The organism is Chryseobacterium sp. CFS2 (assembly GCF_036543225.1).
GTDB classification, from domain to species: domain Bacteria; phylum Bacteroidota; class Bacteroidia; order Flavobacteriales; family Weeksellaceae; genus Chryseobacterium; species Chryseobacterium culicis_A.
On sequence record NZ_JAZHQU010000007.1, the window covers coordinates 137,052 to 149,233 of the forward strand.

The 12,182-nt window shown below is 32.9% G+C and carries 13 protein-coding genes; all 13 read left to right on the forward strand.

Features of this window, described 5'->3' with window-relative positions; translation table 11 throughout:
* The first annotated feature begins 23 nt into the window (after positions 1 to 23).
* Positions 24 to 1,235 (forward strand): cation:dicarboxylate symporter family transporter, encoded by a 1,212-nt coding sequence (locus ODR02_RS16910; protein WP_309512858.1) that lies wholly within the window; start codon positions 24 to 26, stop codon positions 1,233 to 1,235.
* The gene (locus ODR02_RS16915) at positions 1,222 to 2,013 is read left to right on the forward strand and encodes a TerC family protein (RefSeq protein ID WP_209787056.1); all 792 of its coding nucleotides are present in this window, start codon (positions 1,222 to 1,224) and stop codon (positions 2,011 to 2,013) included. Before ODR02_RS16910 ends, ODR02_RS16915 begins: the two co-directional genes overlap by 14 nt.
* Before the next feature lie 115 nt (positions 2,014 to 2,128).
* Positions 2,129 to 2,407, forward strand: a complete 279-nt coding sequence (locus ODR02_RS16920; RefSeq protein ID WP_034696138.1) for a co-chaperone GroES — start codon at positions 2,129 to 2,131, stop codon at positions 2,405 to 2,407.
* Between the two features lie 103 nt (positions 2,408 to 2,510).
* A complete protein-coding gene (gene groL / locus ODR02_RS16925) occupies positions 2,511 to 4,136 on the forward strand; it encodes a chaperonin GroEL (RefSeq protein WP_309512859.1) in 1,626 nt (541 codons plus the stop codon).
* A gap of 584 nt (positions 4,137 to 4,720) precedes the next feature.
* Complete coding sequence (locus tag ODR02_RS16930; protein WP_309512860.1) at positions 4,721 to 5,035, forward strand: hypothetical protein; 315 nt, start codon at positions 4,721 to 4,723, stop codon at positions 5,033 to 5,035.
* A gap of 495 nt (positions 5,036 to 5,530) precedes the next feature.
* The gene (locus tag ODR02_RS16935) at positions 5,531 to 6,208 is read left to right on the forward strand and encodes a hypothetical protein (RefSeq protein WP_309512861.1); all 678 of its coding nucleotides are present in this window, start codon (positions 5,531 to 5,533) and stop codon (positions 6,206 to 6,208) included.
* A 223-nt stretch (positions 6,209 to 6,431) separates the two neighbouring features.
* On the forward strand, positions 6,432 to 6,893 hold the full coding sequence (locus tag ODR02_RS16940; RefSeq protein WP_309512862.1) for a hypothetical protein: 462 nt from the start codon (positions 6,432 to 6,434) through the stop codon (positions 6,891 to 6,893).
* A gap of 222 nt (positions 6,894 to 7,115) precedes the next feature.
* Positions 7,116 to 8,870, forward strand: coding sequence for an ATP-dependent nuclease (locus tag ODR02_RS16945; protein ID WP_309512863.1), 1,755 nt, complete (start codon positions 7,116 to 7,118; stop codon positions 8,868 to 8,870).
* Positions 8,871 to 9,027: 157 nt separating this feature from the next.
* A complete protein-coding gene (locus ODR02_RS16950) occupies positions 9,028 to 9,435 on the forward strand; it encodes a helix-turn-helix transcriptional regulator (RefSeq protein WP_114819374.1) in 408 nt (135 codons plus the stop codon).
* A gap of 44 nt (positions 9,436 to 9,479) precedes the next feature.
* Complete coding sequence (locus tag ODR02_RS16955; RefSeq protein ID WP_309512864.1) at positions 9,480 to 10,022, forward strand: hypothetical protein; 543 nt, start codon at positions 9,480 to 9,482, stop codon at positions 10,020 to 10,022.
* A gap of 26 nt (positions 10,023 to 10,048) precedes the next feature.
* Entirely contained in the window at positions 10,049 to 10,498 is a 450-nt protein-coding gene (locus ODR02_RS16960) for a hypothetical protein (protein ID WP_309512865.1), read from the forward strand.
* A gap of 58 nt (positions 10,499 to 10,556) precedes the next feature.
* Positions 10,557 to 11,126, forward strand: a complete 570-nt coding sequence (locus tag ODR02_RS16965; RefSeq protein ID WP_309512866.1) for a hypothetical protein — start codon at positions 10,557 to 10,559, stop codon at positions 11,124 to 11,126.
* A 414-nt stretch (positions 11,127 to 11,540) separates the two neighbouring features.
* Positions 11,541 to 12,125 (forward strand): hypothetical protein, encoded by a 585-nt coding sequence (locus ODR02_RS16970; protein WP_309512867.1) that lies wholly within the window; start codon positions 11,541 to 11,543, stop codon positions 12,123 to 12,125.
* Positions 12,126 to 12,182 lie beyond the last annotated feature (57 nt).

Below are 12,182 nucleotides of genomic sequence, written 5' to 3' on the forward strand. Positions count from 1 at the left end.
TGTAATCTTATCCTAAAACGAGAATGATGAAAACTGCCAAGCAAAAAACATTTACAGACTCTTATTTAAGAAATCTTACGCTTTATGTGTTCACAGCAATCATCTGTGGAGCATTAACCGGTTATTATTTTCCGGAAATCAGTAAGCATCTGGAAACGGTAAGCAGTTACTTTTTCATGCTTCTTGAGGTTTTGATTATTCCGGTAATTTTTATTGCTGTAACGTATGGAGTAAGCTATATTTTCAGCACAAAAAATGCTTTTAAAATTGTAAGTCAGATGGTTCTGTATTTTATAATCATCACTTCCATCAGTATTGTATTGGGGATCGGATCCGGTCTTCTTTTAAAACCGGGGGCAAATACGGGGATTATTCTTTCTTCACACAAAGCATTGCCTGAAAGATTTCTAACCAGGACTACGAATCCTTTACATATCAGCAACTATGTACTTTTTCTTTTACTCTCCATATCTGCAGGAGTTGTAATTGGTCTTTCAAAGAAAAAAAATAACATTCTTAAAGCTATAGACGTAGGAAGGAACTTGTTTTTCAAACTCATCAAGTATGTGTACCTGTTTCTCCCGATAGTCATTTTCTCTAATATCGCTTACGGAATTTCTGTATACGGAATTAATACTTTGCTCCCATTAAGTAAGATTGTTGCCACAGTATATCTTACCTGTGTATTTTTCATCTTCGGGATATTAGGGGTTGTAACAGCTTATTTTAAAATTAACCTTTGGGATTTTTTAATCAGCATCAAAGAAGAAATCATTCTTGTTATAGCAACGTCTTCATCAAAGACCGCCTTTCCAATGATCTTTGATAAAATGGAATCACAGGGTTATGATCGGAAAATTCTCCGCCTTATTATTCCTCTAGGATACAATTTTAATCTGGCCGGAGCTTGTATCTACCTTTCGATTTCATGTATTTTCCTTATCCAGTTTTATAATATTCCTCTTACCATAAAAGATTATTTCTGGCTTTTTATCACCATTTCCATTGCTTCAAAAACAGCTTCAGGGGTACCGGGATCCGGTTTTCTTGCCCTGATGTTTACCTTAAGCCGTTTTGGAAAAATCCCCACCACAGATCTTGCCCTTTTATACAGCGTAGACCGCTTTATGAATGAAGCCAGATCAGTTACCAATTTCATAGGCATTTCAGTTTCTGCTGCCATTATTTCAAAACTTAATCAACATTCTATTCCCTTAAAAAATGATATTTCCTGATTTTACCCTCCTTTTCAATGACATCTTACAAAACCCTGCAAAATCTTTAGCCATTATCGGCAATCTCATCCTGATCGAAAGCCTTCTGTCCGTAGATAATGCTGCTGTATTGGCCACCATCGTAATGGATCTGCCAGAACATCAAAGAAAAAGAGCTTTGAAATATGGAATTCTGGGTGCTTATCTATTTCGGGGACTTGCTCTTATTTTTGCGTCTGTTCTGATTTCCGTTTGGTGGCTGAAACCACTGGGAGGATTATACCTGATCTATATTTCTCTGGACTGGCTGATCAAAAAGATGAAAAATAAAAACGATGAAGAAAGTGCAGACGAAAGTCCTGACAAAGAATCCAGCTGGCTGTATAAAAATTCCATCGGGCTGCTGGGGCAATTCTGGGCAACCGTTGCGATTGTAGAAGTAATGGACCTTGCTTTTTCTATAGATAATGTTTTTGCGGCAGTTGCTTTCTCTGATAATTTACTTCTGATTACCCTCGGCGTATTTATAGGGATTTTAGCGATGAGATTTATAGCGCAGTGGTTTGTCCGCCTTATGCAGATATTTCCTTTCCTGGAAACTGCCGCGTTTATTGTGATTGCTATTTTAGGAATTAAACTAAGTTTATCTTTATTTGAGCACTTCTACCCTGCCACCGCATTCGCTCAATTTCTAGGCAGCCATACCATGGAAATTTTAGTTTCCGCCATTACCGTTCTTTTATTTGTAATTCCTGTAGTGACCAGTTATCTTGTTGGATTTCCAACCCGTAAAAAATAATTTTTCTGCCAAATTTTCACATTCGGAAACAAAAGTCTGCCATTTCAGCCACCATGGTCTCATGGCATACATTTAGAGAATTACAACACAGAAATAATTAAAAAATAAATATATTATGTCAGTAAACTTTAAACCATTGGCAGACAGAGTTCTGGTAGAGCCAATCGCAGCAGAAACTAAAACAGCTTCAGGTATTATCATCCCGGACACTGCAAAGGAAAAGCCGCAAGAAGGTACTGTAGTGGCAGTAGGTCCTGGTAAGAAAGATGAGCCTACAACAGTTCAGGTAGGTGACAAAGTTCTTTATGGAAAATATTCAGGAGCTGAATTGAAGCTGGAAGGTAAAGATTATTTAATCGTAAGAGAAGCTGATTTATTAGGAATTATTGGCTAAGATTTAAGATCACAGACATCAGATTTCAGATTAAAAAAATCAAATTAAAAAACTTTTGTTAGCTGTCTAATATCTGACATCTAACATCTAATATCTAATCAAAATGGCAAAAGAAATAAAATTCGATATTGAATCAAGAGACGCTCTAAAGAGAGGGGTAGATGCATTGGCTAATGCAGTAAAAGTAACTTTAGGTCCTAAAGGGAGAAACGTGGTAATTGAAAAATCTTTCGGTGCTCCACACGTAACTAAGGATGGTGTGTCTGTTGCAAAAGAAATCGAACTTGAAGACAGAGTAGAAAATATGGGAGCTCAAATGGTAAAAGAAGTAGCTTCCAAAACTAATGATATCGCAGGAGACGGTACTACTACCGCTACTGTATTGGCACAGGCTATCGTAAGAGAAGGTCTTAAGAACGTAGCTGCAGGTGCTAATCCAATGGATCTTAAAAGAGGGATCGACAAAGCTGTAACTGCAGTTGTTGAAAACCTTAAAGCGCAGTCTCAGGCTGTTGGAGATTCTACAGATAAAGTAAAGCAAGTTGCTTCTGTATCAGCTAACAATGATGAGACTATCGGTGCATTAATCGCTGAAGCTTTCGGAAAAGTTGGAAAAGAAGGTGTAATCACTGTAGAAGAAGCTAAAGGTATCGATACAACAGTTGACGTTGTAGAAGGTATGCAGTTTGACAGAGGATACCAGTCACCATACTTCGTGACTAACCCTGAGAAAATGTTAGCTGAACTAGAAAACCCATATATCCTTTTAGTAGAGAAGAAAATCTCTTCAATGAAAGAATTGTTACCGGTTCTTGAGCCAATTGCACAAGGTGGTAAGTCTCTATTAATTATCTCTGAAGAAGTTGAAGGTGAAGCTTTAGCTACTTTGGTGGTAAACAAACTAAGAGGTTCTCTTAAAATTGCTGCTGTAAAAGCTCCAGGATTCGGAGACAGAAGAAAAGCAATGTTAGAAGATATCGCTATCCTTACAGGTGGACAGGTGATCTCTGAAGAGCAAGGTTTCACTATGGAAAACATCTCTTTAGATATGCTTGGAACTGCTGAGAAAGTAACGATCGACAAAGACAACACTACAGTTGTAAACGGTGGTGGTGACGAAGCGAAAATCAAAGGAAGAGTAGCTCAGATCAAAGCTCAGATGGAAACTACAACTTCTGACTACGACAGAGAGAAACTTCAGGAAAGATTAGCTAAGTTAGCTGGTGGTGTTGCTGTACTTTATGTAGGTGCTGCTTCTGAAGTTGAAATGAAAGAGAAAAAAGACAGAGTAGATGATGCATTACACGCTACAAGAGCGGCTGTAGAAGAAGGTATCGTTGCAGGTGGTGGTGTTGCTTTAGTAAGAGCAATCTCTGCTTTAGAAAGCCTTACAGGAATCAATTCTGACGAAACTACAGGGATCAAAATCGTGAAAAGAGCAATCGAAGAGCCATTAAGACAAATCGTTGCTAACGCAGGTGGTGAAGGTTCTGTAATTGTTGCTAAAGTAGCAGAAGGAACAGGAGACTTCGGATACAACGCAAAAACTGACGAGTATGTTCACATGCTTGAAGCAGGAATCATTGACCCAACTAAAGTAACAAGAGTTGCCCTTGAAAACGCAGCTTCTGTATCTGGAATGCTTCTTACCACTGAATGTGTAATCACTGAAGTAAAGAGCGCTGAACCAGCTATGCCAATGGGTGGTGGAATGCCAGGAATGATGTAATAGCGTGAGCTAAGACAAATTAATATATAGACCGCTCTGCTTTTGTAGAGCGGTTTTTTTGTTTGTAAGGTTTAAGTTTTTTGGCAAAGGTATCTGGGTTGATATCCTTGTCAAGGTTTAGAACCTTGATAAGGATACGTGCATACAGCAATACAAGTAATAAGAGTTGCCCTTGAACACGCAGCTTCTATATCTGGAATGCTTCTTACTACTGAATGTGCAAATTAATATACTAACCGTTCTACTTTTTATAGAGCGGTTTTTTATTTAATATTGTTTTATAACATTAAAGATTATGCAGTTTGGAAAACACAAAAAAATAACTAAAAAATATGTTCTTCAAAAGTTGTGAAGTTTCATATATTTGAGAATTGGACCTTACTTAAAAGAAAAAACAATAAAATATGGTGACACTCAAAATAAAAAATTATTTCATCGTTTTTTTTAGAATTGTATTCTCTTTTTTTTCATTACCTCTGCCATTTATTTTTACAAAAGGAGCATATCAAAATATGATTTCAAAAGGTCATTATTTATGGTTCTGTTACTTTATTTTACTCTTTCTGCTCACAATATACATAGTAATGAAAAAGAATTATTATGAATTGATACGAGCCAAGATTCAACACGAAAATCTAGTTTATTATAACTTCTTATTAATTAAGAAAACCTTACACTTAAAAGATGTTCTTGGCTATAAAAATGGAATTGATGATGATGGAAATGAATTTATAAGTCTATACAATGATAAAAACAAAAAAATAGTTACGCTAAAAGTAAACATATATTCTAATTTACCTGAATTTGTAGAAGCTTTACATTGTAAACATATTGGATATGAATTAACGCCTTTTCAACATGTGATTGAGAAGATTAAAAAACTTTTTACAAATACATAAAACGTCTTACAACATTATTCTATATCAAATATACTTCTTATCACTAACTGTGTAATCACTGAAGTAAAGAGCGCTGAACCAGCTATGCCAATGAGTGGTAGAATGCCAGAAATAATGTAATGGTCAGCGACCGAGGCAAATTAATATACTAACCGCTCTGCTTTGTAGAGCGGTTTTTGTTTGTAAGGTTTAAAACCTTGACAAGGATACGTACATACAACAATACAAGTAACAAGATTTACTCTTGAAAACGTAGCTTCTGTTTCCGGAATGCTTCTTTCAATTGAATGTGTTATCACTGAAGAAAGTATTGCTCTAATATTATATTTCACAAATAGTAGAAATACTTAAATTCATTTTGGGTAATAAATACGGTATTTTCACCGCTTACATTCGTTTAATTTTACAGAAATAAAAGTTCCCAAACAAACAATCTTTCTTAAACAGGTATACCGAAAACTGTATAGAGTAGGTACAATATAAAACACAATTATTATGGCAGGAGATAATGACAGAATACACGGCTATAATCCCACTTACCGTGTACAAAAACCCGTTAACTTTCACTCTTTTGATCTTGACAGTAAGAACAAACCCACAAACTTCATCTATCAAAAAGTAACCATTGATGGACCAGGTGTTGCAGCTGATGATCATCAGGGGCATATTGTTCCCCAAAAGACGCTTAATATTGTCCTGAATCCTCTGATGGAGAATATGGCAAAAAGTTGTAAAAACTTAGCCGATGTCAAAAATTTTATTAAAAATTCATGGATGCAGCTTGTCTATGACTATGGAGAAAAAATTTCGGCACCCATGTTTGATTTTGAGGATAGCGATCCGGAAACTAAAGTAGGTGGTTTTTTCTCCATAGTAACCTGGAATCCGGTGAATATCTGCCGGGCTCCAGAGGATAAAAAAAGAAATGGTGTTCCTGGTAATTCTATTGATACCCAGGTTGAGCAATATCTTGCTGGTCATAGGGACCAGCAAGGCATTAATGCAGCATGGCTTTCAAGTTTGCAAACGCTGATGAAAGATGATAAAAATCCCGATAAAATAACAGATTATATCGCCAAATGCTCTGACACTCTATCAGGACAGCTAACGAAAGGGATTGGTTATTATGCATTTCCCTGGAAATACACCAATAACATTTTAAATCCTGTATAGATCAATACCAGGAATGATGTAACGGTCTGCGAGCGAGGCAGATTAATATACTAATCGTTCTACTTTTTGTAGAGCGGTTTTTTGTCGGAATATGGTTTCCCGTAAGGAGATATTAACAAGACATTTTAAATTAGTAAGAATAAAAGTAAATTAATAAGAATAAGTATAAATTATGAAAATTAAAATAATTTATAGGTAAGCTCAAAAACAAAAAACTATAATAATGAAATCAATCCTAATTATTGGAGCAAGTAACGCAGGAAAGTCAACAACTGCACAAGAAGTTTGCAGACAACTTAAGCCAACGAAAGTATTCAGACTGGATATCTCAAAAGAAGAATTAGATAATGCTGAAATAGAAAACATTTTCAACAACACATTTATTATTGAAGTAAATGGTAAACTTATTTTAGTTGTTGCAGGAGCAACAACTGAACAAGGTGTCAAAATTACAGCTATAATGGATGTTTGTATAAAGTTAAAACTTAATATTTCATTCGCTCTTGTATCCATGAGAAGTTTTGAAAGAACAGAAGGATTTGACACAAAAAATCAATTATCTTCAATTTCAGAAATATTGCTAGAAGAAAGGATTTATAAAATTAATGAAGAAGATTTTAGAAACTCAAAAGAATGGAAAAGTAGAATTAAAAAAATAGTTAGCCTAATTAAAGAAAATATATAAAACAAAACCGTTACCTTAAAATTGTATCGTATGGTAACAGTATGTACTAAATCAAATTAATATACTAACTGTTCTACTTCTTGTGGGACGGTTTTTATTTGTATTATGGTTTCACTAAAGAAGTATTATTTTTAATATTTAGCTTTAAAAGTCTTATTCTGAAAACATCTAAGGTTAAATAAAATAATTTATATTATGTTTGTATGAACTATAACTAAAAACATGATACTTAAAGAGATTCAAATTAAAAATTTTAGATCTATTAAAGATGAAAATATAATTTTCAACCATAATTGTATTATACTTCTTGGAAAAAACGAAGCTGGAAAAAGTAATATTTTAAAAGCTATTGCTGCTGTTTTTGGAGAATATACTGTTTCCAATAAAGATAAAAGGAAAAGAGTAGAAAATGAAAAAATAGATGAATATTTAATTCTAGCAGTTTTTAAATTAGATGAAAACGATGTAAAGAAAATTATAGAAATTTTTAAGAAAAAGTTTTCTGGCACTGAATTAATTACATTCAAAAATAAAATGACCTTAGTAGAGTTTGTAAAAAAAATATTCTATGAATTCGTAATTAGGCTAGATATACAGGAAAATAGTAAACCTTTATTTACAAGATGGAAATATGCTGGAAAAGATTTGTTTTTTGAAAAAGATTTATTTCTGAATTCAAATATAATTACTGATAATCCAAGTCAAGGAATAGGATTAAACTTAGTAAAAGAATTTCAAACTATTGTTGAAAATTATTATAATATAACACCTATCAAATGCCATTACTGGCAATATAGTGATAGTTATCTTCTACCAAATTGTGTCAATATTCAAGAATTTATTTCATCTCCTTCTGAACATAAAGCACTAGAAAACATTTTTGCTTTATGTGATAGAGAGAATATTGAACAAGAGTTTGATAATGCATATTCAGAAGATGGTGATTATTCTAATCTATTAGAGCAAGTTTCAAAAAAGGTTACAACTACTTTCCAAAAAATTTGGAAAGACTTTCATGGTACATCAATTCAATTATTACCAAATGGCGAAGAGATTCTTATTAAAGTTGTTGAAAAAGCAAAATATAATTTTGAGGACCGAAGTGATGGCTTCAAAAAATTTATTAGTATTCTTCTTATGCTTTCAACAGAAGCAAGAATAAATAAAATTCAAGAAAAAGACATCATACTAATGGATGAACCTGATCAAAGTTTATATCCTAGTAGTGCACAATATTTAAGAGATGAACTTATAGATATAAGTAAAAAAACAAAAATTGTTTATTCAACTCACTCTCAGTATATGATTGACTCAAATTGTATTGATAGACACTTAATAATTGAGAAGAAAAATGATGTAACATCTATTAATAAAGATGAAATTAAATCACCATTTGCAACGGACGAGCTATTGAGAAGAGCAATTGGAACGAGTATTTTTGAAAGTTTACAGGAAAAGAATATTATTTTTGAAGGATATTTGGATAAATTAATTTTTGATTCATATATAGAATTTTATAAACAAAAAAAAGAATTTGAATCATTTGGCAAAGTATATCTTAGTGGAATATCTGGAGTTGAAACTTTAACACAAATCTTAATTCTCGCAAACAAAAAATTAATAATTGTCGCTGACTCTGACGAAGCATCTAATAAAAAGAAAGTCGAATATCAAAAAAATTATCCTCAATTTAAAGATGCTTGGTTAGCATATGGTGATATTGATAAGAATATAGCAACTCTTGAAGATTTTTACACCCAAAATTATTTAGAAACTCAGATTTTAAAAAATGGTTATGAAGTCCCATATGATAAAAATAATAATGCTATTTTCAATATAGAAAAAGCGGTAAATAAGGATAAAGAGCTTAAACAAAAGTTAAAAGTAAGTTTAGCTGAACAAATACGTAAAACATATCTTACCGATTCATATTCTCAATATATTAATGCATTAAAAGAAAAATTAGAAAATTTATGATTTTCGTGTTGCAAAACCCACGCTGCGCAAAGTCTCCCAACTTTGCGCCATCATAAAAAAACAAAATCCGAAGTCTCCCACTTCGGATTCTTTATATCCCACTATCTAAAATATCCCCCAACTTTTACTTATATTTGTTTCTATAACGTACACAAATATGCAAAACAAAAAAATACATCAGGGGAGAAATATCAAGCGTTTTCGTGAGATGTTGGGTATCAAGCAGGAGGCTTTGGCTTTTGATCTTGGGGAAGACTGGAACCAGAAGAAGATTTCGCTTTTGGAGCAGAAAGAAACTATTGAAGATCCTTTACTGAAAAGGATTTCTGAGGTATTGAAAATTCCTGTAGAAGCTTTTCAGAATTTTGATGAGGAAGAAGCTGTGAATGTCATTGCCAATACTTTTGGAGATCATAGTATTGGTTATCAGAAAAATGATAATCCTATTTTCAATCCTATTGAACAGGTACTAAAACTGCACGAAGAAAAAATTGCGCTGTACGAAAGAATGCTGAAGGAAAAAGATGAGATGATGGCCAGACTGGAGCAGTTGATTCAGAAATAAAAAACAAAACTAATAACCAATAGTTCAAGAAACTTATACTCAAAATGAAATTAAACATTCAACTTTTCTCCATCTTTATTCTTTTTTTAGTTTCCACCTTTTCATTTGCCCAAAAGAAGACTCCTTTTCAAATCAATGGAGAGTTATTTGAAATTCCTGGAAAATGGGAATATAAAAATCAACTGAAATCATCCGGACAATTTCACCTAAGCAATAAAGACGAAAAAATAAATTTGCTGATTTCAGTAAGAAAACCTGAGAAATTTGAGTTTTATAAAGAAAGTATAACAGAAAAAGAATTGCTGAATGCATTTTACCAATGGGAATATGATTACTGGGCATCTTCCAATGGAGTGAAAGCTGAAGTCTCTGAAGTAAAGCGAAACGAAGAAAAAAATTATATCATCTGGAAAATTATCATAAAAGATAAATCTCAGGATGTTAGTAAGGACCTTACTTCCTATTTACTGTATGCGGTTAGAAACAACAATCTGATTTCATTCAATCTAACCAATAATACAGATAAGAAGAATCCCTTAACTGAAACGGAATCGGTTAAACTTCTTGAACAAACTTATTTGAAATAAAAAACAACACTAATAACCAGCCCTTCATGAAACTCTATACTTTAATAGCAATACTCTTCTTGCTATCCTTTAGTTGTACAAAAAAAGACCCATATAGAGTCGGCCAGCAATGGAATTACAAAACCCGTCCTACGGAAAAAAGCTCAATCCTTACCATTCTAAAGATTGAAGAATATCCTGAAACCGGAAAAGTGATTCATATTTCTATCAGCGGTTTGAAAATGAAAAACCCTGCCAGCCCTAGCGGTTATGCAGAAACCCTCACCCATATTCCCATATCAGAAGAGGCATTAGACAAGAGTATCACCAGTCTGAAAAATGAAACCGGCAAAAAACCAGATTCCCTTGAAATGAACGGATATTCTTACTGGAAGAAAGAGTTTGATAATGGCAATGCCGGGATATTTACGATTACTGTTTCGGAGATTGTAAGTACAATGGAAAAATCTATTGTTGCAGGGGATTATACCAAATAAAATTCAACACTTCCCCGACGCTTTTTTTCAGTTATACGATCATACAATATAAATTCTCATGAAATCAAGAATTCTCTTTCTTATTATTATTTTAATTTCTTATAGTTGCTCACTAAATAAATATAGTAACGTTCCTGTTCAAAATGAAATTGATCTTTCCTTTAAAAGCTTCAGTGAAATTAAAAAAGAAGAAATGGATAAAGAATCAAAAGATATTACTCTCGGATATTTTTGGGGAATTGGAGAAGATATCTATCCCGCTTTTCAAAAATATAAGTTTGAAATTCCCAGATCATATCAAAGAAACGAAAACAATTTCATCCTTAAAGTAGATTATTTTTTCACAAAAGATGAGCAAATCAAATTCAAGTCTTATGAATGGAATGAAAATGAAAAAATTGAAACTTCGAATGAAATGTTTAACGAAAAATTCCACGAAATAAAAAAATATTTAACTGAAAATCTCGGAAAACCATCCCTTGAAGTATATGAAGATTTAGAAAAATCTAAAGAGCAAATGGTAAGGGATGATATAAAATGGCAAAGTAAAAATTTGAACGCCTACTTATTTCGTTTCAGAGGAAAAGGTGGATTTGATCAAATACGTTTGGCAATTTATTGTGATTAAGAATATTGTTATGAACAGAAGAACATTAATAAAATAAAGCTATACATGAAAAAAAATTACTCTTAGGAATATTTTTCTCTGTTTCAATTTCTTTTCACATTAAAGCTCAGGATTTTCCACAAAAATTTGAAAAAGACAGTATAGATTATATTCAGAGATGGATTTGAAAAGGATAAATTGATCATTTCATTACAAACCCTATTGCGGGAAACAAAACAGGATCCTGGTTTCTTTCCCGCAACTTGTATAAGACTTCTGGAGGCCTCGGGAGATTACAAACAAAGTTGTTTTTAACTTCTGGAGAATTCGTTTGATGACAAACATAAACGTTTCTGACTTCCGGAGAACTCACTTAATGAAAAACAGAATTGTATGTATTCTGATTTTAAAATCATCTATTTATATTTGAATACCATGAAAAATTTCACACTGTTATTATTTTGTCTTATAATTTTATTCTCCTGTAATAATAAAAATAATGATCACAAAATTGAAAAACCTAAACCTGTTCTGATCAAAATAGGATACTACCCTACGTTTCATCTTCCTGCTGAAACCATCTTAAATTTTAACGAAAAATATTTGATTTTTTACAGCCCAGTTTCTTATAACCCACCACCTCCACCTCCATCAAAGGAAAATGGAGAAAAATGGAGTGCCGAAGAAAAGAAAGAACATCTGGAATACCTCAATGAAAGGCCGCAACTGCAACCTTTTAAAATTAAACTCTCACAAAATGATATCGATCGAATTCAACGAATATCAGGTTCCTTCACTTCAGAAGATTTTAATGATAAAGATTTAAAACCTGCAATGGATGGGATGTCAACAAACATTATCATTGTATACTCCAATGGAAAATTAGTTCAAATCAACCCTATGAACGCTCCCAATGAAAAGCAAAGGGCGTTATATGGAGAGATTTTAGATCTCCTCATAGAAAAGAATACGAATAAGAATGATGCTGTTATTTTACAGAAAATAAAAGGACATCACTGATTGACAGCTATTTTTCCAGTTCTATCTCTATAGATACTCTCTGATGTTAATTTAATA